Origin of the sequence: Fusibacter paucivorans (genome assembly GCF_018390735.1) — a bacterium.
Classification (GTDB): Bacteria; Bacillota; Clostridia; order Peptostreptococcales; family Acidaminobacteraceae; genus Fusibacter; species Fusibacter paucivorans.
The window spans coordinates 68,798-95,179 of the sequence record NZ_JAHBCL010000003.1; the positions used below are offsets into that span (position 1 = coordinate 68,798).

A 26,382-nucleotide genomic window follows, 5' to 3' on the forward strand; every position below is an offset into this window, starting at 1 on the left:
ATCAGATACTACTGGATGTTTTTAATAGCGTCAAAGTACTTTTTGTCGTGTGTCTCAAAAAACTCGTCGTAAACTGGTGAAACCAATGCTTCAAAAGCTGTCTTATCATCAACTTCATTAAAACTCATGCCGAGGTCGATCAACTCTGCCTTAGCGGAAGCCTCGTCATTTTTCTGTTCTTCACCAAGTTTTTTCGCCGCTTCAAGTCCCGATTCACGGAACAATGCCTGATCTTCTTCACTCATGCCGTTCAAAAGGTTGCTGTTCATTTGAAGGGCTGCAAAGGCAAAGAAGTGCCCCGTTTCCGATACGTATTTTTGAACTTCGTTAATCTTGTAGTCTCGTGTTGTGACGATGGTATTCTCATGCGCATCAATGGTCCCCTGTTGAAGTGCTGTAAAGACCTCACTCCATGCCATTGCCTGCGCATTTGCACCAAGCGCCTTAAACGTTTCAATATAGATTTCACTTTCAGCAACGCGAATCTTTAAGTTTTTAAGCTGCTCAGGCGCGTAAATCGGTTCGACATTACTCGTCACATGTCTAAAGCCCCTTGGCATAAAGCCAAGTGTCGTCATGTTAACTTCATCCGTTAAGCCGAAAAACTCTTGCGCCACATCTGAATCGAGAAACTTTTCAACGTGATCCCAGTCTCTAAATAAATATGGCAAATCCTGAACGGCCATATCCGGTACAAACTGATTAATATCCGACGCTGTGATAACGGTTAAGTCAACGTTGCCAATTTGAAGCGATTCCATTAATTCACGATCGACCCCCAATTGTCCGCTCGGATAAATATCAATTTCATATTTCCCATTTGATCCTTCTTCAATTAAACGTTTGAATTCATGTGCAAAATTGTCATATGCCGTATCGGGATTTGCAATATGACCAAGTTTTAATACAACCGGTTCGCCGGATGTACTCGTCTCCGTTGTTGCCTGAGCAGTAGATGTACTTGCCGCGCTGTCGTTATTGCTGCCACAGCCCGTCACAAAGCTTAAGATCATTACAAAAATGAATACAAAACTTAAAAATCTTTTCATCACTCATAACCTCCCTAAAATTCTTGCCCCACTTATTGCAAAAAACGAACAATTCACCTCCTGTATTCAGCATTATCAAACAGCGTTCTCGCATATTGATTTTATAAAAGCGTTCGTTTGATATTGCCGAACGCTGTTCGTAATTATTATATGATGAATTTACTTTTTTGTAAATACCCATTTCTAAAATTTATGACGATTTTACATTTCGTATCATCACGTTCGTTACGAATGCCACTGCGGCACCCATTAAGACAACATAGGCGACAGGCATTCTGGCAGTTAATATGCCTGATAACACGAGGCCAATCGGCAGAATAAGCTTGACAAAGCTCATCATAATGCCGAGAACTCTTCCGCGTATAGCGGCCGGGACTTCAGTCTGCAAGTAGACCATAATGGTAATATCCACATAGCTGATGCAAAATCCAAGCGCTGTCATCAGGGTAAAGTAGTAGGGTGTAACCGCAATTTGAAATACGCCGATCAACGGCAGTGCCATACAGACTATGACAAGTGTCATCAGCGCATTCATACGCTTTAAAAGACACCAGATTTGCATATGCGGATTAAATCGTTCCAACATGAGTGCGCCAATGACGAGTCCAATTGGAAAACCACTGTTGACAAATCCATAGGCTTTGGGAGTCACCTCAAATATTTGATTGAGAATTACCGGGATCGGCACTTCAACTGCTATGCCCAAGTAAAAATTCAAATTCAGAAAGACGAGAAACATATAGCGCATGTTGGTATCGGCGAATAGATAAGCGATCCCTTCTTTAAGCGCCGTACCAAAGCGCTGGATCTCATGCGTCTTTTCTGCTTCACGCCGCAGCTGCATTGCCGCAGTGCATACTGCTGATATGCCAAAACTCACGGCATTTGCTAGAATAAACGTTTTAATCGACATAGACAGTATCAGCACGCCGCCCATTAGAGGGGCCACGACAGAAGCCAACCCATCAATGACTTTTGCAACACCATTGAGGTGTATCAATTCCTCGGGCATTACGATCATCGGCTTCATGATTTCGGAAGCCATTCCGTAAAAAACACTGGTGACGTTGACCCCAAAAGTGACCGCATAGATAGCGGTTATGGAAAGCGTCGGCAATGCCAGTAATATGGCCATCCAAATTATATTGACGATATCCATGATCACCGCCATTCTCTTTTTGTCGGTACGATCCAATATGACACCTGCAATCGGCGAGAGCAGCACGCGCGGCATGACGCCCAATGCAAGGGTAATGGCAAATTGCTGACTCGATCCCGTCGTATTCAGGACATAAAGGCTGATCGCAAACGTATAAAGCGCCGTTCCAATGATGGAAATACCGTTGCCGCCTATAAATAGGTATTGATTTCGACGTGAAATCAATGGCGTAATAGCTGTTTCTGAAAGCATGTTAAAACCTCCTTTTGAAACATCATACGCCATCGTCAAAACCCCATGACAAGACGTGTTCTCATGTTTTTTTACAACAAAAAACTAAAAAAGATGGGGTTAACCCCATCTTCCCGTTGTCATTAAACTGCTGATCGCCTCACCTTTTAAAAAGTAATCCTCAAAGCGTCCACCTTTCGTCACGACGTCCGTTTCATACATGTGTTCCACTTTGTATCCTGCGGCATCCAGTGCCGTCAGTATTGGTTGTTCAGTAAACTGATGTCTCAATTTTTCCGGAATTCGGCTTCCGTACACAAAATTTTTAAAGAGTATAAAAGCACCAATCCACTTCGCATCTTTTTTGAGATACGGCAGCGTCAGGTTAAAGAGATACGCTTCGTGTTCAAATCCAAAATTGCTGCTGCCGGAATAGTCAACGAGCAAATCAGCAATGCCCGCCTTCAGCGGCATTGCTTGAAAATCGGCACAAATATAGAGTATATTCGGCTTTGATTCAATACCGCTAAGCGCCCTCTTTAACTGTATTAGTCGATCGTAATCGTAATCTACGGCAATGTAAATCGAATCTTTAGGCAGTTGATCGAGAAAATACCTGAGGAAAAAGCCCGATCCCGTCCCTAATTCAAGTGCTACGTCAAATTGAAAATCAATCTGACGGTCAACCCATTCCAGCGCGTGTACAATTCGGCTTAAATAAGTATAATGCGTCTCTTGAACATAATCCAACAAATACACTGAAAGCTCATGGTAATCTCGTTTAGGGGGTGTTGTCTCCGCTGCGCACACAATACCGGATTCGATGGTGTAATGCGCCCCGCACTGACAAACCATTTCACCTGAAATAATTTGATTTTGTGCCAGAACACCTGCTTCGACGATCAGCTCCGACTGACATTTTGCACAACACAGCAGCGGCATCGCCTGAAGCGGCACCCCCTCTTCTGCAGGAACCGGCGGCAATACCACCTCTTGTTCCAAATGCTTTTCAATGTCCCGTTTCATCTGCTTCAATCGCTTTCGCTCTTGGTCAATCCACGCAAGCCGCCTTTCAAAAAAAGCACGGTAAAAGTTCGCACGTTCATAGGCCGTGTGTTTTGCCATACGCTTTATCAACATCAAAGATTGTATTTCAGAAAGCGCAAATCCCAAACGCTTTAAATAGACGACTTCCTGAAGATCTTCCTGACACCGATCATCAAATTCATACTGACCGCTTCGCTTGATCGGCAAAATGAGATCCATCGACATATAATGCCTAATCGCATCCACCGTCATATGGTTCTCTTTTGCAAATTGTCCAATTTTCATAGCCACCCCACACATTACTGATGCTTTTTTATATGCGAACAATCCGTTCCATGGAAAGGCAGGCGCCCGCTTCATTGTCAATGATGACACAATTGCGGCCGCTGCTCTTTGCCTGATACATCGCCTGATCCGCACGTAAAATCAAATCCGTCAAACTCATCCCCACACTCAGTTGTGCGATGCCAAAACTACACGTTACTTTTTCTGAAATCGAGTAGTCATAAGCTTCAATGCCCGCCCGGAGCTTTTCTAAAAGCACCGAAGCTTCCGAGAGCTGCATACCCTTGATGACCAGCATAAATTCCTCGCCGCCCCATCTGCCGAATGCAACATTATCATGCGCTCTAATAACCTGTGCCACATATTGTGTCAATTCCACAAGGACAATATCACCAGTTGGATGGCCATAACGGTCATTGACCCGCTTAAATTTATCAATATCAAAGATGACAACCTGAAAACAAGTCCCCTGCGTATATGCATCATTAAAAGCGCTCTCCAGCAAACTCTCCATTTTTAAGCGGTTGTAAATCTGCGTCAGTTTATCCGTTGTCGAAATTTTAATGATTTCCGCCTCAAGTTTCTTCTGTGCCGTAATGTCGCGGCTAATACCCAGCAGTTCGATAAACTTGCCATCTTCATCATAAAGCCCCGAAATCGTTGCTTCTGTCCAAACAGTGCTCCCGTCTTTGCATGGCTGCTCAAGCTGACCTCTGAAAACGGGCATTCGCGAGCCCGATTCAATGTGAACTCTTGCAACGCGCAAGCCCTCCACCATATACTCCAAAGAGCCCGGACACAACGTCTGCTCAGGCGTATGCGTCATAACTTCCTCAGGCGTATAACCTCTCATGCGCACAACTGATGGGCTTATATATGTGAACTGCCCCGCCATATTCATCGTCCAGATAACGTCTGTCGCATTGTCCGCAAGCAATCGATGACGTCGCTCGCTCTCTTCTGCTTTCAGTCGATGCCGCTCTGATGTCGAAAAGGCATCGTCGAGCTTATAAACCATTTTATTAAACGCATCGGATAGTTCACCCATGAAATCCATGCTCTGCGCAAAACTGCCTTCTGAAATAGCATTTGACTGATAGACAATGTGTTTAAGCGATGCCTGCAATTTTTTCAACAGACTGATCGTGTAGCCGTGCCCTTCAATCTGCGTACTGAGATCGCCTTCGCTGAGCGGCATAAGCGCTTCTCTAATGCCAATGACCGCTGTGATGATTTCTCGCAATTCCTCATCCTGCATGATCTCATGCCATTCGGTTTCAGCATTTTCTTTTACCGCCTCTGGCAATGCGCGATCCATCAACAGTGACATTATGTATGCCTTGAATACCGCTTCTGTTGTTTTATGCTTCATCGTCAATAATCACCGCCCTAAATCGACACGTTTTTTCACCTGTACTCCAACAGTCAATTTCTTTGACATCATAGTTTCTGCCGGAAAAAGATTCCAACACCGCCTTGATAAAACCTTCATCAAAAGTACAGACGCTCTCGCCAGTCTCCGGCACTCCGGAACAGTCAAGATCCTCAGATACAGTGAGAATAAGTTCTCCTGTCTCAGCATCAGCTTTCTCAACGCGGACAATGCCGATGCCAAGATCCAGCAGAATATCCTTTAGCGCCATTAAAAAGGGATTAAGCTCCTGATTGCCCGCAATGAACTGATTGTACACTGCTGCGCCCGCAAGCATCCCCGCTTCCTGAAAGATTTGATCTGTCACCTCAGCGCCAACATGCTTTTCCATGGCATCTCTGAGGCAATACTGCATCAGACGATACGTCGCAACCGTCGTCGTCCCACCCAAATTGGGACGGCCTTTTTCAATATCACCTAGCATTGCCCATTTAAAGGCATATTTTTGCATAACTTCACCTCGTCAGTACAACCCAATTATTTAAATCATTTATCGCTAGAGTTCTGGAACATATGGCAACTTAATAATAAAAGTCGTCCCCTCCTTGCGCTTGCTGCGCACTGTAATCGTTCCCCCAAGCAGTTTTATATTTTCAGATGCAATAAAGAGACCAATGCCTTCGCCAGTTGTTTTTTGAGCTGTACTGCCTCTATAGTACGCCTCAAAAATATGGTCTTGGTCTGATTCGTCAATACCAATCCCCGTATCAGACACACAAATGGTCACTACCTCCTCCAACAGTGCATACTCAACATGGACATCGCCGCCGGTCTCCGTGTATTTGTAAGCATTTGTCAGTAAATTGTATATGGTTTGGCTCAATTTGTAAATATCGGATGCAATTTGAATATCACCGTGCCCCTCCATCCGTAGCTTAATGCCTTTTTTTTCAAATTGAAGGGATAAGCCGCGCGTTATTTGTCCAATGAGCTCCGGAACGGAAAAGCGCGTTATATGAATCGTCGACGCATCACTTTCAGTCTCAATTAAATGACCAACGTTTTCAATAAGCTGCGTCACTTCATCAATTTGACGCATACAGATGCGAATTTCATCCTCGTTGAACTCGATGACCCCATCTTCAAACCCTTCAAAGTGCGTCTTGAGAATCGTAAGCGGCGTTCTGGACTGATGAACAATTTCATCAATAAACTGTTTACGGCTCTTTTGCTTTAATTTCAGCTTGGCATGCAGTCCCATCAAGCTCTCCTGAATGCGCCTGATTTCTTGCGTACGAGAATATTTTACGGTCACTTCTTCTCCAAGATCAAGTTTTTCCGAAAGGGTCACCGTCTCATGAAGCGATTGCGTCAGCCTCCTGCTAAGCCTAGCACTTAATATGAGTGCCAGCGCGATGACGAGCACCATGACTAACAGACTGTTTCGAATCAGAAGGTATCTAAAATTCTGCGTTGCAACCGCATGTTCCAGTGCACTGTAACGCGTTATATTCAACACGCCGATCAAATCGCCGTCACTTTTTATCTCATATTGATCAACTTCCTGAACACCGCCACTCATCATGCGCTGCATCATATGATTGCCACCGCCAAAGCCAACTGTTATCGCATTCGGCGTCGATGCCGTTGCCAGCAGTTCACCATCCGGCGTGTAAAGTTTAATCTGTGTTATCGGGTCCGTTAAATGTGCTTCGAGCTCCATCACGAGCTGGTTGGCATCATAATCCGCCTGACTTAGAATGCGTTCGCAATAGTTGGTAAGCTGGTTGACGTGGGTTTCATACGCTGTTGAGATATAATCGTCAAAAACGTTTCTCGTCAACACATTTAAGATAATGGTATTGAGAATGACCGTTAGAACCGCCATAAGGAGCATACCGACAAGCCACTGTTTACGTAAGGTCATATCGGCCTCCAAAACAATAGCCAGCACCATATTTGGTCGTCAGCCATTTTGGATGCTTTGGATCAACTTCAATCTTCTGTCTAAGCCGCTTGACATAACTGTCAATGTTGCGGTCGAATCCGTCGTAGTCTTCTCCTAAAGCCGTTTCGATCAGTTGTTCCCGCGACAAAATCTGTCCGGGATGTTCAAAAAATGTTTTAATCAGTTGAAACTCATAAGTTGTCAGCGAAATTTCTTCTGCGCCTCTAAAAAGCGTCATTTGCCCTAAATCTAGCTTCAAATCGTCATAGATGATTTCCTGACGCTCAGTCGATGCATAGACACGTCTTAAAAGCACGCCGACACGCCGCACCAACTCCCTGACGCTAAACGGTTTGACCACGTAATCGTCTGCACCGAGGTCAAAACCAAAAAGGCGATCTTCTTCGCCAACCCTCGCCGTCAGCATGATGACAGGTATGTCTGTAACAGCTCTTAGTGTTTTAAGCACTTCGAAACCATCTATCCCAGGCATCATAACATCCAAAATTAATAAGTGAATCTTCTCTCTCTGATAAATTTCCAGCGCTTCTAGCCCGTTTGATGCACTCAGCACATGATGACCTTCCTTTGCTAAATAACGCATCACAATGTCGCGGATTTCTTTCTGGTCTTCCACCACTAAAATCGTGTAACGCATATAGCCTCCCTCTTGTATCACCCTCTGAAATTCTATCTTAATTATGACATAATTACAGAGGTGGTAAAAGGCTTTTACGACATTTGCCCACAAAACATCGCGCACGGCTCCTGTCAGATATAGGATTCTTCCAGCGTCAAAAACACATCGACAACATCCGGTGAAAATTGCTGCCCTCGGCAGGCTAGTAACTCTGCGCGCGCTTCTTCCACCGAGAGCGCACTGCGATAAATGCGTTCAGACCGCATCGCATCCCAGGCATCCGCAACGCACAGGATTTGAGAAGCTTTTGGAATGCCATCCCCTTCAAGTCCCAATGGATAGCCTTTCCCATTATAGAACTCATGATGGTGAAAGACGTATTTGGAAACATTTTTTAGCGGTTTAGATGCTTTTATCATATCATACCCGTAGATGGGATGCTGTTTTAGTAATCGGTATTCTTCATCTGTTAAATACCCCGGCTTGTTTAACAGTTCCTTCGACACCTTAATTTTGCCAATATCGTGAATCAGTCCTGCCCAATAGATCTCTTGCTGAAATTCTAGATCATATCCCATTGCACGCGCAATAATCTCACTGAGGTGGGCAACTTTTTCAGAGTGTCCTTTTGTGTAGGCATCATAATGTTCAATGACACTGCTTAAGACGCCAATGACTTCTTTCGAAAACGCGTCCTCTCTCTGTTTTAGTGCAGTGGTCTTCTCCAAGACAAGTTCTTCGAGATGTTCCCTTTGTCTTTCAAGGGCATCCGTCATTTCAATCGACTTTGCCGTGCGTTCATAGGAGAGCTTGCCCATGTAGACACAAGTAATCGACAAGATAACAACAGACACTTCAAGCAGTCCAAAACCACCCTGCGCATTGTTTAGAAACGGTGTCCCAATGAATAGATAAAGATTTGCGACTATCATCATCGGCAAATAATATTTGGTCGGCATAGGGACTGTCACGCTGGCGATGAGCATGGCCAGGGTAAAATCCAAAATAGAGACAATACTCGACGGGCTATAGCCAAGCATATTGACACCCCAGATCAAGCACATGGCAATAGAGGCCATTATCAAGACAAAAATCCATCGGTCCATATTGCCCGTCTGCTGTTCTGTCCACCAAAAGAGACCGACGAGCAGCAAACTTGCAAAACCGAGGAACAAATGATTGAGCATGATGCCGAGGACGTCTTCTATATAGACAGAAATAAACGCCATCACGAGACCGATAAAGCCCGTGAACGGCAGCATGCGCATTAAAAACTGCTTATTTTGACGTTTTAATTCATTCAGCACCAATTTTGTCACACTCCTCTCTCATTCCATTTATCTGAATACCCTTTTTGTCGTCGCAAATTCACGTTTTCCCAATTATCATCAATTTCCTAAAATACCGAAAATCAAATCAGCGCCCTCCTGCTGCTGTACGCCGCCAGCCCCGTTAAAAACTTTTTTGAAAAAAGGTGTTGACAGCCATTTCATAACCCCTTATAATCAGTGTTAACTTAATAGTGCTATCAAGAGCGGCGGAGGGACTGGCCCTATGAAGCCCGGCAACCAGCATAAGACTGGTGCTAATTCCTGCAATCCTGGCACATTTGCCTTGATTGAAAGATAGTTGAGCGCTCAAACTAACCTCTTCTATCCCAAGAAGGGGTTTTTTTAATAATTGGCCTCAACACGAATGGCAATGTGATGCCTCATCTGCATCACGGCGCCGATTTGCGTAGGGGTTTTATTTTTTCCATTGGCTTAAGGAGGTCATATTATGCCAATTAATGTTCCGGACAATTTACCTGCGGTTGAAATTTTGACGAATGAAAACATCTTCATTATGTCGGAAACGCGCGCGATGCACCAGGATATCCGACCGCTTAAAATACTGATTCTCAATTTGATGCCCCTGAAAATCGACACGGAAACACAGCTTTTAAGAGTCCTTAGCAACTCGCCAATTCAGGTGGACGTCACTTTGATGCATCCGTCGACCCACACGTCAAAAAATACAGATGAAAAACATTTAAATGCTTTTTACAAGACATTTGAAGATATTAAAGGCGATAAATTCGACGGTATGATTATCACGGGTGCACCCATAGAACACTATGATTTTGAAGAAGTCGGCTATTGGGATGAGCTCAAGATCATTATGGACTGGAGTATTCGAAATGTCTTTTCTACCCTGCATATCTGCTGGGGGGCACAAGCAGGACTCTATCACCATTACGGCATTCCAAAATACCCGCTTGACGAAAAGTGTTTCGGCATTTTCAAACACCATTTGCACGTGGCGCATACACCATTGTTTCGGGGCTTTGACGATTTCTTCTACGCCCCTCATTCAAGGCACACTACCGTGCATGCAGCCGATATCGAAAAACACGCTGCATTGAAAATTGTCGCTACATCAGAAGAAGCCGGCATCTTTGCCGTCATGACTGAAAACGGTCGTCAAATTTTCATCACGGGACACTCAGAGTACGATCCAGATACGCTGAAAAAGGAATACGACCGAGATATTGCCGCAGGTAAAACAATCGCCGTTCCGGCAAATTATTATCCCGGCGACGATCCGTCAAAACCGCCGATTGTTACTTGGCGCTCTACCGGCAACCTGTTTTTCGGCAACTGGTTAAACTATTACGTCTATCAGCAAACGCCATTTGATCGCAGCAGCATTGACTAGTCCGCACCCATGTCAATTGCTCCGTGCGGGTACTGAAAAAATGAACAGCGGCCGAATAGGCTTCCTTTGATCCTTGTCACAATAGGTTTCATTTCTATTGACATGCCTGTTGTGGCAAAAGGATCGGAAATTGAATCATGCAATTATCTCAATGCTAAAAAACGGCTGTTCTATATCTAAGAATTACCATTTTATATCAATTATGTAATTTTTTACACACCGTGAATACGCCCCCCTACCCGGTTATCATTGTTTAACGGCATCTACCCCTTAAATTATATTCGAAAGCGAGGCAACTTTATGTCTAATCAAAACTACCAATTTGAAACCCTTCAAGTTCATGCAGGTCAAGAACCTGATCCCACAACCGGCTCACGTGCGGTTCCCATTTATCAAACAACTTCCTATGTCTTTGACGATGCGCAGCACGCGGCCGATTTATTTGCACTCCGCAAGGACGGCAATATCTACACGCGCATTATGAATCCAACCAATGCCGTTTTGGAAGCGCGCATTGCAGCGCTGGAAGGCGGTGTCGGCGCACTTGCCGTTGCTTCCGGAACTGCTGCCATCACCTATGCCATTCTCAATATACTGGGCGCCGGTGACGAAATCGTCTCAGCGAGCACGCTTTACGGCGGCACGTATAATCTATTCCATGCGACGCTGCCGCGCTATGGCATTACCACAACGTTTGTCAATCCGGATGAACCGGAAAACTTCAGCGCTGCCATTACAGACAAAACACGCGCACTATACGTCGAAACCATTGGCAACCCGGGCATTAACCTCGTCGATCTCGAAGCCATTGCCGCCATTGCACATGCCAACGGCATTCCGCTTATCGTCGACAATACCTTCGGCACCCCCTACCTGATTCGACCGTTTGAACACGGTGCCGATATCGTCGTCCACTCTGCGACGAAGTTCATCGGCGGTCACGGCACTACCATCGGCGGCGTCATTGTGGATTCCGGCAAGTTTGACTGGGCGGCAAGCGGCAAATTTCCATGCCTGACGGAACCCGATCCCTCTTACAGCAATATTCGCTACACAGAAGCCGCAGGCAATCTTGCCTACATTATCAAAGCACGCGTTCAGCTGCTCAGAGACACCGGTGCATGCCTCAGCCCATTCAATGCTTTTCTGTTGCTGCAAGGTCTCGAAACACTCTCGCTTCGCGTCGAACGCCATGTTGAAAACACGCGAAAAATCATTGCCTTTTTAGAGACACACCCTGCAGTCAGCTGGATTAATTATCCAGAGCTCAGTGACAACCGCTATCACGCGCTTTCCAAGAAGTATTTTCAAAAAGGTGTCGGTTCAATTTTCACCTTCGGCATCAAAGGCGGTGTCGAGGCCGGTAAAAGGTTTATCGACGCACTTGAGCTCTTCTCACTGCTTGCAAATGTTGCCGACGCAAAATCACTGGTTATTCATCCAGCCAGTACGACACACGCACAACTCAGCGAAGCCGATCAAATCGCCGCAGGTGTCGCACCAGATCTCATTCGCGTCTCCGTCGGCATTGAAAACGCCGATGACTTAATTGCCGATTTAAGGCAGGCACTGGACAAAATCTAGTCATTATATTGCATACAGTATTGATGGGTGTCTTACTAACGCTTTAAGACACCTTCTCTTAAATGCTCGATATTCTTGATGATGATACAAATGAAAAACTAGAGATACGTATTGACTAAATATAGAATAAGAGATTAAATTTATTCATAATATAAAAAACAAAAAAACTTATCAATAAAAATATCTAATCAAATTGATTAATCTTGCACATTTACTATGTAACAATTTACTCAAAAATTTTACTCAAAAAAAGTAAAGAGGATAGCTTATGCTATCCTCAATTTATTTTTTGCCCTTATGATTCTTTATAAACCGTTGCAATATACTGTGTGACAAGGTATTCTTCGATGCCGTAACGGCCGCCCTCTCGGCCGAAACCGCTCATCTTAACACCGCCAAAAGGCGCTTGCGCCGCACTGATGCGTCCTGTGTTCAGTCCCACCATACCGTATTCAAGTGCTTCTGTCACGCGAATGGATCTGCTGAGATTTTCCGTAAAACAGTATGCAGCCAATCCAAACGGCGTATCATTTGCCATTTGGATTGCCTCCGCCTCTGTATCAAAGACGAAGACAGGCAACACTGGACCAAAAGTTTCTTCTTTCGCAATGCGCATTGCCGATGTCACATCGGTTAAAACGGTTGGTTCAAATAAGTAGCCACCGCCACCTTTAGCCGGTTTTCCGCCCAACAGACACTTGGCTCCTTTCGCCAGTGCATCATCCACATGTGCCACAATCTTGTCAAACCCTTGCTTATCAATAATCGGTCCCATATCGACATTGGTAAAGCCATCACCAAACGTAAGCGCCGATGTACGTTTCATCAACTTTTCGATAAAGGCATCGTAAACAGAACGCTGAACCAGTACACGATTTGTCGCCACGCAAACTTGCCCGCAATTTCTAAATTTCGATTCCACGGCGCCTGCGGCTGCCATGTCTAAATCCGCATCGTCAAAGACGATGAGCGGTGCATGACCACCGAGTTCCAGTGAAACTTTCTTAAGTGTTTCACTCGCCTGACGCATCAGCATTTTCCCCACTGCCGTCGAACCGGTAAATGAGATCTTCCGAATGGCGGAAGACGCCATCCAAGCGCTGCCGATTTTTGATGCCTCCCCTGTCAGCAACTGACAAACCCCAGCCGGGAATCCCGCTTCATGTATCAGTTCAAAAAATTTAACAGCTGTCAGCGGTGTCTGTTCCGCAGGTTTTACGATAACGGTACAACCTGCTGCAAGTGCCGGTGCTATTTTTCGCACGAACATCGCCAACGGAAAATTCCATGGCGTGATAATACCCACAGGGCCTACCGGTATCTTTCTGACGCTGAGCCTGCTGTCAGTTTGCGACGGCGCCAGCAGATCGCCAGTGACGCGAATGCCCTCTTCGGCATACCACGCCACATAACTCGCAGCGTAGCGTACTTCGCCAACTGCCTCTGCAACCGGCTTTCCCTGTTCGAGTGTCATCACTTCTGCGATTTCACGTTCGCGCGTCTGCATCAAATGCAGCAGTTTTCGCAAATAGCCAGCCCTTTCATAGGCTGTCGTTTGCTTCCATGTCCTAAAAGCCTGTACCGCACCGTCTATAGCCGCCTGAATATCTTTCTCAGATGCTTCGGCCTGTTCGCCAATAATCGCAAGTGTATAGGGATTCAGCACTTCAAAAGTCTGACCGTCTTCAGCTGGTTTGAAGGTGCCATTGATATATAATTGACCAACTTGTTTTGCTTCTGACATTTTGTTTCCTCCTAAATTTAAGTCGAGATCCGTCGAGGCTTTGATGATTATACCCTTTTCATCGTACGGCTATCGCGTATCCGCTGATAAAAATACTGATTTTATCCTGATTTTTTCCCAGCCTATTGATGCATTTACTTATAACGCATTCCTAAGCAATGCGATTGTCTTAAATCTTATTCAAAAGTGCAATCAGCGATTCCTTTCCCATAATATCAATGAGCATCGGAATCTGCGGTCCTGTATTTTGGCCGATTGTCAGCTGATAAATAAGTCGAAACGCCGCCTTGTCCCAATCACTGTCTCCTGACATCATCGTATCGGTCATGGTTTCCAACTGATTTAAAAACCGATCGCTGTGAACGTCTTCTGCCTTTTCCAGCAACGCTTTAAAGTTTTGAAGCCATAAGCGCTCTTCTTGTTTGAGATTATTGATAAATTTAACCTCCGGCGTCGTTTTAATCGCAACTTTTTGCTCGGGCTGCCATTTGCTAATCCAGTAAGAAGCCCTCAATACTTTCTCTTTCACACTTGCTTCTGACATTTCACCAGTTTGCTTCTCATTTAGCAACAGTGTTTCCATCATTTCAAGATCGTCGTTTAAAAGCGGCAGCGCCGAGGCAATTACGGAAAATCTTGGCCCAAACCATGAAGCAGATCGCGTAATATTGCTAAGTTCCAACGCGAACTTCAAATCGTCATCCTCAACACGGCCTTCGTGGTATTGTTTCGATATCTGCTCAAACTCAGAATAATTGCGTACAACGTCTTCATCCATATCAATATCGAACGCATGGTCGGCATTGTACTTTGAGTAGAGGTATAGGACGATTTCCGGCGGATAGACTTCCAGCAAATCCTTTGGCGTAATGAGGTTGCCGGTTTTCGGTGAAATTTTTGATTTAATGCCCGTATGATCATAAGGCATATAAAACGGTGCTTTCCGTCCGAAAATTTGTTCAGAAATTAATTTTGAAATATCATAACTGCCACCCGGCACCGAATGTTTATGCCCACCTGGTTCAAAGCAAACGCGTTCATGTTTCCAACGCATGGCCCAGTCCGCCTTCCAAGTCAGTTTGATACGGTTAATGCTTTCAAGCTCAGCGACTTCCTGATGCCCGCATGTACAGTGGTATTGCACGACATCGGTTTCAGGACTGTATCCCGTAACAGTGGTATGATTGGTTAGACAATTACGACAGTAAAGGGTAATCGGATAAAAGTTCTCACGTACCGCTGAATCTTGCCGACCGTCAAACGTATGCAGCAAATCGTATATCTCATGACGCATTTTAAGCGCCAAGCGAACATCTTCATTGTAAACACCGGATTTATACATCGTACTCTGGTTAATGAACTCCGGGTGAATACCATATTGATTCAGTGCTTCTTCGAACTCATTCTCAAAATGTGCAGCAAAGGATTGATGGCATCCAAACGGATCGGGTACATCAATAAGCGGCATGCCGATATAACGGCTTAACGTGCTTGGCAGATGATCGGGCACGCGTTTAAAAACATCGTAATCATCCCATGAAAAGATAAAACGCGTGCGCTTGCCCAGCTGCGCCAGTGCCTTTGTCACAAAATAAGTGGTTACGGCCTCTCTGAAGTTGCCAATGTGAATCTCGCTGGTCGGACTAATCCCCGACGCGCATACGTAGACTTCCTCATTTGGATAACGCTCAATAATTGCTTCTGCTGTTTTCATTGCCCAATGCATCTCATCACTCCTCACTTTGTATTCAAACTTTATGTACCCGCTTCTTTGGTAAAGCAGACGACACCGGCTAAGTTTTACAGTGTCATGCCGTGTGCTGCGTTGTACTGTCTTGCGTTGTGTTGTGCCATGTTATCATATTCTGATTGCGGCCTTAAATTTTATTGCTTTCACCACCATATGTAATGCTTTCGAAAGACTATCTTCAACCCATCGAGGCGAAAATCAGGTGAAAGCGATTGCCCTCACTGACAACTCGCTTTTTCTGTAACGCAAAAAACTCCCGTTCTCAAGATTTTCACCTTGAGGACGAGAGTTAAACTTCGTGGTACCACCCCAATTTGTCAATATAGATTGACCTCATTTCAAGTACGGCAGATAAACTGTTGATACTCTAGCCCTCTAACGGTGGCGACCGTTGTATTATCTCCCTTTCTTGGGTTCCATACAAAGCTCTGAGGCTTTATTCACCACGCCGTCACCTGCCCTTTTGCACCATCCAAGGGCTCTCTTAAAAGTCGTGCATCGGTTACTCTTCTCTTCTCAGCTTTTTAAATGTCTTATCATTTTCAGACGAAGATTCTTTTCTGCATCACCTTCATCCTTAGTTGCATTATAAAGAATTAAACACGTGCTGTCAATCCTGTGCCTCTGTCATTTATCATGCATCCATGTCTTATCGCTTTTCTGATAAATACTTTTCATAGTCTTCATTCCTCCATGCAGCGACTTACGCTTCCGCATCGAAGTATTTAAGCAAATACGCCTCCGCCTCAGCATTCCATAAACCATTGTGCTTTTCAACGCGTTCATGCAATGCTTTAAAGAGCGGATCATTTTCACCCAGTTTGCCAAAATCCTCTATCGCTGTCAGCGGCATGTCAATGTGATTGTAGATAAGCTTTTTGCCACCCGGAATATTGGGCAGATCCATAATCGCGTCAATGGTTGCATCAATGCCGCCAATATGTGTTAGCATCACCGATGGATTAATGAGATGGTTGGCGGCCATATAAAGCGCTTCTTTTAAATCATCGGTATTACCCCCGGTGGAACCCATAATGTGTGTATTGCTGTAATGAACATGATAAAGGTTGATCGGCGCGTTGAACTGATGATCTGTCGGCCCTGCAAAGAAGTTCATACAGCCGTCCTTCGCCAACAGTTTATCACCTTCTTCGACGAGTACTTTAACCGGTGCGTATACGAAGACATCATCATAGCCCTTATCGCCTGTCAGTGACATCAAATGTGCAATGGGATCATCATAAGCTGCCGTGTTGACATAAATGAGTTCAACACCTGCTGCTTTGGCGCGTTCAGGTGTTATAAACCGCGCCGCTCTTTTCAGTCGATCATCACTGATATCCGCAACGACAACGCGCTTCGGACGATTGTCAATGGCCAGCGCATAGTCAACGGCGCCAAGCCCCATTGGTCCTGCACCCCCCATGATGATGAGGTCTCCGCCTGCCTTAGTTCCCATGATATGCTCGTACTTGCCCGTAACAGTATGGTAATTGGCATGATAACCGCCAATAATACAGGACATGGGTTCGCCAAGTGAAGCACCAAAGTAACTGTCACCGTCATAAACCAGCAGGCAGCCGAGTTCCATTACTTCAGGCGGAATGATGTTGTAAGTTGCATTGCCGCCAAAATACGGATAGGAATACCCCGGTGAAAACGGACTTCCTTTGTAATTGAGTGCCGGCTGAAGTGAAAATTTCTGCCCCGGCAGAAACTGTCCTTCGTATTTCTTGCCGACTTTGACGATAACACCTGCCATTTCATGACCGACAATAATAGGATTCGTATCGACATCCTGCGGCACGCGTTTGTGATTTTTACCTTGTTTAACCGCTTTATACGTCGACATGCAAATGCTGTCGGAGATTACTTTTACAAGTATTTCATCTTCCTTCATTTCCGGTAAATCAAACGTCTCAAGTCTCAAGTCATCAAGACCATACATTCTTACTGCTTTTGTTTTCATGTCCTCTTTCCCCGTACAGCCACAGCTGTACGATTCCTTTCTTAAATCAAGATCGCGTACGATCATTACTTCAGTTTCATTAACCATTACTTCTATTCAACCATTACTTCTATCTCACTAAAAACGCAATCATGCCATTAAATATATTCAATGGATACCGCTTTTAAATGCGATTGAATCCATGTTAAATCTATCGGATTCGTCCCTTTTGTCGTCACCGCACCGGCGCTCGTTGCCAGTGCCAATCGCAAGACCTCTTCCGGCATATCGTTATTCACCATGCCATAGACAAAGGCGCCAACAAAGGCATCTCCGGCGCCGTCTGACAAACCGTTTATCGCCAGCGTTCGATCCATCGCCGGGTTGACGGTTACTGTAATGATCATTGCGCCAACATCCCCTCTGCTGCAAAGATATCATAAATTGTATCCGGATTCTTTGTCCGCAGCATTTGATTCAGCAATTCGTCTTCTTCAATGGCTTCAGCCACATTAGAAAGAATTTGGAGATGCTCGTTGCCTTTTCCGGCAATGCCGATCACAAGCTTTGCAATATTGCCGCTGCCGAAATCAATGCCATTTGGATATTGAACAACGACAATACCAGAGGCAATAATACTGTCCTTAACGGCATTTTCACCATGCGGTATCGCAACGCCATTGCCGATAAAGGTCGTGAATTTTTCCTCTCTCGCCAACATGCCCTCGATATAATTTGCTTCGACATAACCGCTTTCGACGAGCAGTTGCCCAGCATAGCGAATCGCTTCTTCTTTTGAAACAGATGCCTTATCTAAAATGATGTTGGACTTCATTAAAATTTGATCTGGTACTTGATGGTTCATGGTTACCTCCTTAAAATGACACCTCTTGAGCAAGGCATCTATTAAAGCTTCATAATACGCGCGGTCTAAAAAGTCTTTTATCCCTATATAGAGCGCCCCCGGCACAGCTTGCCGTGCACAGGGCAGCAAATCATTAAAAGTAATAATGGCAGAGGCATCCTCTGGTATATCGTCCAGTGAGACATTTTCTATCAAGACATTGACACCGCTGGCTCTCAACATTTTTTGCAGCAATGATGCCCCCATGGCACTAGACCCCATACCCGCATCACAGGCAAAGACAATTTTGGCAATCTCATAATTGCCTTGATAACCTTTAAAGATATCCGTTTCAAATGCCATTTCGTCATGATCCGGCATTTCCCATGATTCTCGTCTGGCAATGAGTAAACCTGCCGATAGAAATGACGCCACTGACGAACCGATAATTCCGAGTAAAATGCCAAAGAGCTTATTTTTAGGTGCCAATGCTAAAATGGCTAACAAACTGCCGGGTGAAGCCATTGCAACAAGGCCGCTGTCAAACAGCTGAAAGATAAAATCGCCGACGAGACCGCCGATGATTACGGATACAAAGAGCACAGGATACATCATGACATAGGGAAAATAAATTTCATGAATACCGCCAAGGGCATGAATAATCAGTGCACCGGGTGCTGTTAGTTTCGCACTTCCCCTGCCGTTAACCCAGTAGGCTGCTAAGATGCCAATACCCGGCCCCGGATTTGTTTCCAGCAAGAAGAAAATAGCATCGCCTTTTGCCAGAGACTGCTGAAGTCCCAGTGGTGTCAAAATGCCGTGATTAATCGCATTGTTTAAAAAGAGCACCTTGCCGGGTTCAATAAAAATGGCTGCGAGGAACAGTAGACTTCTGGAAACAGCAAAGTCAACACCCAGTTTAAAAAGTGCATTAAGATGGCCGATAATTGGACCAATCATCACATAACCCAAAATAATCATAATCGTGCCGAGTACGCCAGCCGTAAAATTTGACATGAGCATTTCAAACCCAATGGGCGTATGCCTTTTGAGCATGCCGTCAACGCGTTTTAGCAAATAAGCACTAATGGGGCCCATAATCATGGCACCTACAAACATGGGCGTCTGCGTGCCAATGATGACGCCCATCGTGCCGACAACGGCAATAATGCCGCCTTTGTGACCGTAAATGTGCTGTCCGCCGGCATAGGCGACTAGACTCGGCAGTGCATAGATCATTAAAGGCACCACGAGCATATTCATTGCCGTGCTGGGAAACCAGCCATCGGGATTAAAAAGCGTGGTGATAATGCCCCATGCGATGAAGGCACTAATGTTCGGCATGACCATTCTGCTTAAAAATCTACCGATCCGTTGAAGTTTAGAGGTCATTTGGACCTCCTTTTTGGAGCTGTTTATTCAGCCAGCGCTGCAAAATTGTGTTTATATAAGCTTTAATAGATGCTTCGTCACCATGTTTTATTTGATTTAAAAAAAGATCGTCTTCAATAATTGCCTTGCTGAGCTGGCTCATCATATCTGACTGTATGCTTGATCGCTGTTCCGGCATTCCCATGACGATGACATTTTCAATGACATCCTTATGAACATTTACGGCATTGTTTAAACGCCAGACGCTGAAGCAGACGCTGTCAAAAATCTCTGATCGCGTATGCAGCAGCATTAAACCTTCACCATGGATAATCGTACTGCCAAGCCGCTCACGCGCTTGAAACTGCCGTTCTAATTTTTTACGAGTGCGAAACTCGCCGGCATAGGATTCGGCAATCTGTTTAATAATCTGCGACAGTGATTTTGCGTGCAAATCGGTTACCAGTTTAAAATGTGCTTCCAGCGTTAAGACACTCTCTGTTACATCGTGAATCCATTGAACTTGGGCACGATCATTGTGTTCCTTCGGTGGTGCTGAAATTTTCGCCCCCGGCTGATTGTTAAGCATTTTGAGTACGTGTGCAATACGCGCCTCATCGTCTTCGAGAAGCAGCGGGTTGACGATTACAACGGGCACTGTTGTCTTTTCCAGCGCAATGGTTGAGATGAGCAATTCAACACCATAGACATCCGCTTTTCCCAAGAGGATATCTTCTTTTGAGAATTGTGCTGCAATCGTCAATTTGGGAAACAGCTTCGAGAGCCTTGAATAAAGCAGGCTCGATGTGCCAATACCGCTTGAACATACGACGCCGATGCGAATATCACGTTGTACAATTTGCGCTTTTCGAAATCGTTCAATGGCAGCGCCAAAGTGCATGGCGATATAGCCTACCTCTGCCTCAGGTACCTCAACATCAAATCGGTCACGAATGATCACTGTTGTTTTAAGCGACATGTTAAAGATTTCAGGATACATTTCTTTAATCTTGTCGAGTAGCGGATTTCGAATATCCAAGTGCAGTTTCATTCGCGTCAGCGCAGGTTTAAGGTGGCTGACTAACCCAACGAGCAGACGTTCGTCGTCACTGAAATCATAGCCGCTTTCGCTTTTAAAAACAGCCATCATCTTTGATGCCAATTTGCTGATTTCATAGTTGCTGATCATGACATCGTTTTCATCCACCAATGCTGCGGTTTTAAGTTTTGAACCTTTTAAATGCATGGTAATATAGCCGAGCTCGTCTTCCGGAAAAACAATGTTGAATTTTGATTGAATACTTTGACCGATTATGCCTGCCATTTCATAATGTGCATCGCGCTGGAGTTCTTTTAACAGTTCGGGATTCATACGGATGCGTTCACCGCGCGCCGTTCGTTGAATGGCAATGGCAAGATGTATTAAAAGCCCCATGTATGCAGCATCCGTCAGCCGCCTTGCAATAAGCGTTTCATACTGTCTTAGCAGTGTTGTTACCTTGATCAGCACATCTCTGTCAATCAGCGCTTCCACCATGTTTTCTTGATAAAGTCCCGTTTCCAGCAGTGCAACCAATTCTTGATGCTCATAATGCTGATACAAGAAATCGACAATTGCCTTTCTGAATTGCGTCTCACTGCCTTCGAGATAGACGCCGAACCCAGGTTTGCGAATAAGTTCAATTTCACGTTTATTAAACCAAGGCTCAATTTTATCCATATCATAGGAAATCGTCGCTTCTGAGACGCTGAGCATATTGGCAAAATAGAAAAACTTTTGCGGTTCACGACTTTTAAGCAGTTCGACGATTAACACATTTTGGCGCATTGCCTGATCAAAGTGAACATCGGCCTTTCTTGCAAATTCCGTTTTAAACCGCTCACGCTGTGCCGATGTTGCAGCAATTGAAAGACCCAGACGCGTCTTTTTTGACAGTGTCATGCCAAGTTCCGCTGTAATTGCCTCAACTGCTTCCATTTCCCTAAAGATCGTGCGCCGACTGACATTTAGCTTTTCTGCAATTGCTGCAATGGCGATATAGTTTTCTGTTTCCAGTAGTATTTCAATGATTTCAATGACCCTTCTTGAATAATCCAAAGCGTCCTCCATACGATTTATCGCAGACAATTTTTAAGAATTGAATTTTCTGACAGTTATTCAGTATTATTATATCCCACTTATAACATTTTTATCCAATAAACTTCCTATATGCTGTCATCAGCAATTAGTGCCATAATTGAAGAACGTTGTAGAGGGAAGAAAGGCCATCATCATTTGATGAAATGAAACAGTGAAGCCTTGACTCCACTGTTTCTCAATGACTATTTTTTTAGTCGTTCGACGAGTTCATCGTATACCGGATTGCCAACAAATTGTTCGATGGCAATGAGTTCTGCTGTTGCATTGTGCTCTTTTGCACGTTCCGCCAGTGTCTTATGTGTAATGACAATATCAGCGTCACTTGGAATATTTTCAAGGGATGTATTGATGACTTCAATTGCTAATCCCGCCTTTTGAACTTTCTTGCGGAGCGTGGTCGCACCCATGGCACTTGATCCCATTCCTGCATCACAGGCGACGACAATTTTCTTAACTGTTTGAATACCTTTTGAAGACGCCTTCATTTCTTTCATTGTCGCCTGCGCTTTTGACAAACTGTCGTCTTCGCTATCAAAGTTTTTGCGTTTCAGGAAAAATGCCGCGACAATAAAGGAAACCGCTGTCGAAACAATGACTCCCAAGATCACTGCAATAAAGCTTCCTTTCGGCGTCATCGCCAAAACGGCTAGAATACTGCCCGGTGATGGTGTCGCAATGAGTCCAGCCCCGAAAATCGTAAACGTTAGCACACCGCTCATACCACCTGCAATAACCGCGAGAATCAGCACTGGATACATCAGTACATAAGGAAAATAAATTTCGTGTATGCCGCCTAAAAAGTGAATGATAATCGCACTTGGCGCCGATTCCTTGACCATGCCTTTTGAAAAGAACCAGTATGCCAATAGAACACCAAGTCCTGGACCCGGATTGGTCTCGAGTAGGAAAAAGATCGACTTGCCTGTTTCGGTGGCCTGTTGAATGCCTAAAGGTCCTAAGATGCCGTGATTAATCGCATTGTTGAGGAACAAAATCTTGCCGGGTTCAATAAAGATTGAGGTAAATGGCAGCAGGTTTGCTGCAACGATCGCTTCAACGCCTGTCTTCAATACGTTGTTGAGTGCAAGCACGACTGGTCCGATCGCATAAAAGCCTAACAGTGAAACGAGCATCCCCAAGATGCCGGCTGAGAAATTTGCAACGAGCATTTCGAAGCCCGCTGTAATTTTACCTTCAACCATGCCATCAAATTTCTTAATCACATAGCCGCCTAGAGGTCCCATAATCATGGCGCCCATGAACATTGGGATATCTGCACCGACGATGACGCCCATCGTCGCAACGGCGCCGACGACACCGCCCCTAACATCCGCTACGAGTTTACCACCCGTATAACCAATTAATAATGGCAATAAGTAAGTAATCATTGGGCCGACTAATGTTGCCAGCCGCTCATTCGGCATCCAGCCCGTTGCAATAAAAAGTGTTGTTATAATACCCCAAGCTATAAAAGCACCTAAATTCGGCATGACCATACCGCTTAAAAATCGACCAAACCTTTGAACATTTTCTTTACCGGATTTGTTTGGTTTTGAAACATGATCCATTTTATTCTGCCCCCTTCATTATTTTGCATTCAAGATTTTTCATTCAAGTTCATGAATACCTTGCCATTGATTTTGACCTTAGCTGTCGGTCAAATGAAGTCTAGACTGTTTACAATTAGATTATGTTCTCGATTCTGTGCAATTTCAAATGAAAGACCATTAGTTTTGTCATTGAAGATTAATGCCAAAACTTATAAAGCAGTCTATGAGTCGGCCATAGCGAATCGTTAAAACGAAAAAAAACGAGCGGATCACACTCGTTTTTTTTCGTTTTATATTGATTTCATTCAATTTTATCCCAATTAACGGTTTCTTCAACTGTATTTTATAATCCCCTTAACGGGTTAATCAGTCTTTTATCCAATCGTAATGCGGTTTCGTCCTGTCGATTTTGAACGATACAGTGCTTGATCGGCACGTTTGACAATACTGTCAGCCGTATCCGTTGCCACGGCCGCCGTGACGCCAATGCTGACAGTCACACCAAAAGACTGAAGTGCCGCATCATCTTCCACCGCTTTTCGATAGCTTTCAAGTAATTTGTAAATATCATCGCAGCTTCCTCTTGCGATTCCTGAAAATTCATCGCCACCCCATCTGGCTAAGCTGACATCCGGCATACAACTTTGACATAATTCTGCGGTATGCACGAGTACCTTATCACCTTGAAGATGACCGTAGACATCGTTAACGCGTTTAAATCCGTCGATATCGATGACAAATAAACACCATTGCGATTCGGTTCGCGTCAGATCACGCGCCAACCGCTCATCAAAATAACGTCGATTAGCAAGGGCTGTAAGGGTATCCGTCATTGCCAGCTTGTGAATTTCGCGCTGATGTGCAACGATTATTTTATAAACGGCACCTATGACAATGATTAGAATCAGCAGCGTAATGCCGACATCCAGTTTTATTTGACGATTAAAAGAATTGCCAAGCTGAGCAGTATCTTTTCGTACTACGAGATACCAATCTAATTCATCAATATAATGTGATATAACATACTGTTCCTGCCCGTCCTTGTCTAAATGAAAGATATTGAGATCCTGATCTCTTCGGTAAAAGGTATTGCCGAGATCTCGATAAAGCGCTTCATTGCCAATGTTGCGCGTTTCAATCATCGCACCGTTGGTATGCGCTTGCACTAAACCATTCTCATCTACTAAAAAAGCTTCCAGCTTATAGGTGTCTTCAAATGTTTCCAGCATATCCTGCACATAGTCCATTTCAACGCCGACACCCGTCACACCTATGACATTGTCATAATCATCAAGGATTTTGCAATTAATGAATATGGTCAATAGATGATTGTCAGCTTCATCCTGATCTACGTCGAGAATATAGCTTTCAGACTGTGCTAAAAAATTATAATACCATTGATCGTGATCGTCTTCCGGCAAAATTGTTTTAAATAAACCATTGTAATGATAATAGCGTTTCGTTTGGCTAGAGACGAGAAAAACTGAGTGATAATTGTACTTCTCTCGAATGCCTTCGAGATAATTTGTTATTTCTGGTTCGGTGGCATCCGATTCATTGTAAATCCAATGTTTGACAAATTGATCATTTGCCATGGTAAGGCTGACAAAAATCGGTTTTGTCAGTTCGTTGTCAATTTCAGAATAAATGTTAGTTGATGTTAATTTTGTTATATTGCGAATATCATCCCGAATAATGCTCCCGTAGCTCGAATAGCCCACATAGGAGATGCTGATAACACCAATAATAATGACGAGGGCAATAATCATCAGTGTCCGCCTGCTATCGTAAAACCACCCCTTATTGTCGCGCATGATGCCTCCCTTTCTGAAACACTCCCTATAATAATCTATTTTACACGTTTTACAACGGAAAAAGCAATTGGTTTAGTGTTTAAAAAATTCAAAAAGCGCATCAATCACTTCATCTTGCAAAGCCGTTGTCATATCGGCATAGAGTGGCAGCCTCAGCAAAGTCTTGCCAACGGTCTCAGTATTGGGCAATACAAGCTTCTTACCGCTAATCGCAATGCCAAACCGACTTAGATGAAGGGGTTCATAATGTGTACGCGCTTCAATGCCCTTTGAAAACAAATAAGTCATTAACATTTCACGCGTTTCAGCAGATTCAAGGCAGATATAAAAAATGTGTCCATTCGTCTGTACGGTATCTGGACATTTTGCAAGCTTTAAATACCCTTGTTTTGAAAGCGGCTCCAGCGCATGCTGATAGCGCCACCAGAGCGCACGCCGATGTTCCGTTACCCAGCTCATATCAACAATAGCCGCTTTAAGAAAAGCTCTTGCCGCCAAGCCCATTTCAAAGGCGCTGCCGATCCGCTGCCAGTGATATCTCGAAATTTCACCTCGCATAAATGCTTCACGATCCGTTCCCTGATAAAGCATTTCTTCTGCTTCACGCACAGCCTGTGCTTCTTTAACAATCAAAGCACCACCATTTCCGGCACTGGTAATATTTTTACTCTCGTGGAAACTAATACAGCTCATATCACCAAAACTTCCCAGCGCTTTCCCATCATAGGTTGCGCCCAATGTATGAGCAGCATCCTCAAGCAAAAGACATTGTGTACTTTGCAATTTTTGCAGCCGCCTGATATCTGCGGCAATGCCGCCGTAATGTATTGGAATGATCGCACGCGTTTTTGCCGTCATCAGTGTTTCAACGGACTGCGGATCTATATTCAGTGTCTCCATTTCAATATCGGCAAACCGCAGCACAGCACCCTGCCTCACAAAAGCATTTGCCGTCGCCACATATGTAAAAGCGGGTAAAATAATTTCATCCCCTGGCTGTATATTGGCCATCATCGCCATCATTTCAAGCGCCGCAGCAGCAGAATGCGTCAATAGCATACGCGATGCCATGTTCTGGTACATCGGTATTGCATCAAATATTGCTGCTGCATCGTATTTTTTTGCCGCTGTCAGTGTTGCCGCATCTAAAACGACATCCTCTTTCGGCATATAAGGTATATGATACGGAATCATTTTGCCAGCCTCTCA

Annotated in this window: 19 protein-coding genes, 1 riboswitch and 1 other annotated feature; of the genes, 2 read left to right on the top strand and 17 right to left on the bottom strand. The window is 44.5% G+C overall.

Features of this window, described 5'->3' with window-relative positions:
* Positions 1 to 8: 8 nt before the first annotated feature.
* The 8 genes from KHM83_RS02495 to KHM83_RS02530 form a co-directional block, all read right to left on the bottom strand.
* A complete protein-coding gene (locus KHM83_RS02495) occupies positions 9 to 1,049 on the bottom strand; it encodes a TRAP transporter substrate-binding protein (RefSeq protein WP_213235333.1) in 1,041 nt (346 codons plus the stop codon).
* Between the two features lie 190 nt (positions 1,050 to 1,239).
* Entirely contained in the window at positions 1,240 to 2,460 is a 1,221-nt protein-coding gene (locus KHM83_RS02500; protein ID WP_213235334.1) for an MFS transporter, read from the bottom strand.
* 99 nt (positions 2,461 to 2,559) lie between these two features.
* Positions 2,560 to 3,771: a MerR family transcriptional regulator gene (locus KHM83_RS02505; RefSeq protein WP_213235335.1), complete on the bottom strand. Its 1,212-nt coding sequence runs from the start codon at positions 3,769 to 3,771 to the stop codon at positions 2,560 to 2,562.
* A gap of 28 nt (positions 3,772 to 3,799) precedes the next feature.
* Complete coding sequence (locus KHM83_RS02510; protein WP_213235336.1) at positions 3,800 to 5,143, bottom strand: sensor domain-containing diguanylate cyclase; 1,344 nt, start codon at positions 5,141 to 5,143, stop codon at positions 3,800 to 3,802.
* Positions 5,133 to 5,654 (bottom strand): V4R domain-containing protein, encoded by a 522-nt coding sequence (locus KHM83_RS02515; protein WP_213235337.1) that lies wholly within the window; start codon positions 5,652 to 5,654, stop codon positions 5,133 to 5,135. The genes KHM83_RS02510 and KHM83_RS02515 overlap by 11 nt, the downstream gene beginning before the upstream one ends.
* Positions 5,655 to 5,699: 45 nt before the next feature.
* Entirely contained in the window at positions 5,700 to 7,070 is a 1,371-nt protein-coding gene (locus KHM83_RS02520; protein WP_213235338.1) for a sensor histidine kinase, read from the bottom strand.
* The gene (locus KHM83_RS02525) at positions 7,057 to 7,749 is read right to left on the bottom strand and encodes a response regulator transcription factor (RefSeq protein WP_213235339.1); all 693 of its coding nucleotides are present in this window, start codon (positions 7,747 to 7,749) and stop codon (positions 7,057 to 7,059) included. The genes KHM83_RS02520 and KHM83_RS02525 overlap by 14 nt, the downstream gene beginning before the upstream one ends.
* A gap of 113 nt (positions 7,750 to 7,862) precedes the next feature.
* Positions 7,863 to 9,050: an HD-GYP domain-containing protein gene (locus KHM83_RS02530; RefSeq protein WP_213235340.1), complete on the bottom strand. Its 1,188-nt coding sequence runs from the start codon at positions 9,048 to 9,050 to the stop codon at positions 7,863 to 7,865.
* A 203-nt stretch (positions 9,051 to 9,253) separates the two neighbouring features.
* Positions 9,254 to 9,363: riboswitch (SAM riboswitch) on the top strand.
* A 147-nt stretch (positions 9,364 to 9,510) separates the two neighbouring features.
* Between KHM83_RS02530 and metA the strand changes: the two genes are divergently transcribed.
* Positions 9,511 to 10,428: a homoserine O-acetyltransferase MetA gene (gene metA, locus KHM83_RS02535; protein WP_213235341.1), complete on the top strand. Its 918-nt coding sequence runs from the start codon at positions 9,511 to 9,513 to the stop codon at positions 10,426 to 10,428.
* 300 nt (positions 10,429 to 10,728) lie between these two features.
* Positions 10,729 to 12,012, top strand: a complete 1,284-nt coding sequence (locus tag KHM83_RS02540) for an O-acetylhomoserine aminocarboxypropyltransferase/cysteine synthase family protein (protein WP_213235342.1) — start codon at positions 10,729 to 10,731, stop codon at positions 12,010 to 12,012.
* 295 nt (positions 12,013 to 12,307) lie between these two features.
* Here the strand turns inward: KHM83_RS02540 and KHM83_RS02545 are convergent, their stop codons facing one another.
* The 9 genes from KHM83_RS02545 to KHM83_RS02585 form a co-directional block, all read right to left on the bottom strand.
* Complete coding sequence (locus KHM83_RS02545; RefSeq protein WP_213235343.1) at positions 12,308 to 13,756, bottom strand: NAD-dependent succinate-semialdehyde dehydrogenase; 1,449 nt, start codon at positions 13,754 to 13,756, stop codon at positions 12,308 to 12,310.
* A 169-nt stretch (positions 13,757 to 13,925) separates the two neighbouring features.
* Positions 13,926 to 15,482: a lysine--tRNA ligase gene (gene lysS, locus KHM83_RS02550; protein WP_213235344.1), complete on the bottom strand. Its 1,557-nt coding sequence runs from the start codon at positions 15,480 to 15,482 to the stop codon at positions 13,926 to 13,928.
* A 299-nt stretch (positions 15,483 to 15,781) separates the two neighbouring features.
* Positions 15,782 to 16,033: a binding site (T-box leader), on the bottom strand.
* Positions 16,034 to 16,209: 176 nt separating this feature from the next.
* The gene (locus tag KHM83_RS02555; RefSeq protein ID WP_213235408.1) at positions 16,210 to 17,475 is read right to left on the bottom strand and encodes a zinc-binding dehydrogenase; all 1,266 of its coding nucleotides are present in this window, start codon (positions 17,473 to 17,475) and stop codon (positions 16,210 to 16,212) included.
* 137 nt (positions 17,476 to 17,612) lie between these two features.
* A complete protein-coding gene (locus KHM83_RS02560; RefSeq protein WP_213235345.1) occupies positions 17,613 to 17,861 on the bottom strand; it encodes a PfkB family carbohydrate kinase in 249 nt (82 codons plus the stop codon).
* Positions 17,858 to 19,690, bottom strand: a complete 1,833-nt coding sequence (locus KHM83_RS02565; RefSeq protein WP_213235346.1) for a PTS mannitol transporter subunit IICBA — start codon at positions 19,688 to 19,690, stop codon at positions 17,858 to 17,860. The genes KHM83_RS02560 and KHM83_RS02565 overlap by 4 nt, the downstream gene beginning before the upstream one ends.
* Positions 19,680 to 21,767, bottom strand: a complete 2,088-nt coding sequence (locus tag KHM83_RS02570) for a BglG family transcription antiterminator (RefSeq protein ID WP_213235347.1) — start codon at positions 21,765 to 21,767, stop codon at positions 19,680 to 19,682. Before KHM83_RS02570 ends, KHM83_RS02565 begins: the two co-directional genes overlap by 11 nt.
* Before the next feature lie 224 nt (positions 21,768 to 21,991).
* Entirely contained in the window at positions 21,992 to 23,377 is a 1,386-nt protein-coding gene (locus KHM83_RS02575) for a PTS mannitol transporter subunit IICB (protein WP_213235348.1), read from the bottom strand.
* Positions 23,378 to 23,733: 356 nt separating this feature from the next.
* Entirely contained in the window at positions 23,734 to 25,173 is a 1,440-nt protein-coding gene (locus tag KHM83_RS02580) for a sensor domain-containing diguanylate cyclase (protein WP_213235349.1), read from the bottom strand.
* Positions 25,174 to 25,245: 72 nt separating this feature from the next.
* Positions 25,246 to 26,367 carry an aminotransferase class I/II-fold pyridoxal phosphate-dependent enzyme gene (locus KHM83_RS02585; RefSeq protein WP_213235350.1) on the bottom strand — a complete coding sequence of 374 codons (1,122 nt, stop codon included), beginning with the start codon at positions 26,365 to 26,367 and terminating at the stop codon, positions 25,246 to 25,248.
* Between the last annotated feature and the right edge of the window lie 15 nt (positions 26,368 to 26,382).

What these genes read in the sequence shown, in the direction of transcription:
- KHM83_RS02495 (WP_213235333.1), bottom strand. Translation starts at nt 1,049, where the DNA reads ATGAAAAGATTTTTAAGTTTTGTATTCATTTTTGTAATGATCTTAAGC.
- KHM83_RS02500 (WP_213235334.1), bottom strand. Translation starts at nt 2,460, where the DNA reads ATGCTTTCAGAAACAGCTATTACGCCATTGATTTCACGTCGAAATCAA.
- KHM83_RS02505 (WP_213235335.1), bottom strand. Translation starts at nt 3,771, where the DNA reads ATGAAAATTGGACAATTTGCAAAAGAGAACCATATGACGGTGGATGCG.
- KHM83_RS02510 (WP_213235336.1), bottom strand. Translation starts at nt 5,143, where the DNA reads ATGAAGCATAAAACAACAGAAGCGGTATTCAAGGCATACATAATGTCA.
- KHM83_RS02515 (WP_213235337.1), bottom strand. Translation starts at nt 5,654, where the DNA reads ATGCAAAAATATGCCTTTAAATGGGCAATGCTAGGTGATATTGAAAAA.
- KHM83_RS02520 (WP_213235338.1), bottom strand. Translation starts at nt 7,070, where the DNA reads ATGACCTTACGTAAACAGTGGCTTGTCGGTATGCTCCTTATGGCGGTT.
- KHM83_RS02525 (WP_213235339.1), bottom strand. Translation starts at nt 7,749, where the DNA reads ATGCGTTACACGATTTTAGTGGTGGAAGACCAGAAAGAAATCCGCGAC.
- metA (WP_213235341.1), top strand. Translation starts at nt 9,511, where the DNA reads ATGCCAATTAATGTTCCGGACAATTTACCTGCGGTTGAAATTTTGACG.
- KHM83_RS02540 (WP_213235342.1), top strand. Translation starts at nt 10,729, where the DNA reads ATGTCTAATCAAAACTACCAATTTGAAACCCTTCAAGTTCATGCAGGT.
- KHM83_RS02545 (WP_213235343.1), bottom strand. Translation starts at nt 13,756, where the DNA reads ATGTCAGAAGCAAAACAAGTTGGTCAATTATATATCAATGGCACCTTC.
- lysS (WP_213235344.1), bottom strand. Translation starts at nt 15,482, where the DNA reads ATGCATTGGGCAATGAAAACAGCAGAAGCAATTATTGAGCGTTATCCA.
- KHM83_RS02555 (WP_213235408.1), bottom strand. Translation starts at nt 17,475, where the DNA reads ATGAAAACAAAAGCAGTAAGAATGTATGGTCTTGATGACTTGAGACTT.
- KHM83_RS02560 (WP_213235345.1), bottom strand. Translation starts at nt 17,861, where the DNA reads ATGATCATTACAGTAACCGTCAACCCGGCGATGGATCGAACGCTGGCG.
- KHM83_RS02565 (WP_213235346.1), bottom strand. Translation starts at nt 19,690, where the DNA reads ATGACCTCTAAACTTCAACGGATCGGTAGATTTTTAAGCAGAATGGTC.
- KHM83_RS02575 (WP_213235348.1), bottom strand. Translation starts at nt 23,377, where the DNA reads ATGGATCATGTTTCAAAACCAAACAAATCCGGTAAAGAAAATGTTCAA.
- KHM83_RS02580 (WP_213235349.1), bottom strand. Translation starts at nt 25,173, where the DNA reads ATGCGCGACAATAAGGGGTGGTTTTACGATAGCAGGCGGACACTGATG.
- KHM83_RS02585 (WP_213235350.1), bottom strand. Translation starts at nt 26,367, where the DNA reads ATGATTCCGTATCATATACCTTATATGCCGAAAGAGGATGTCGTTTTA.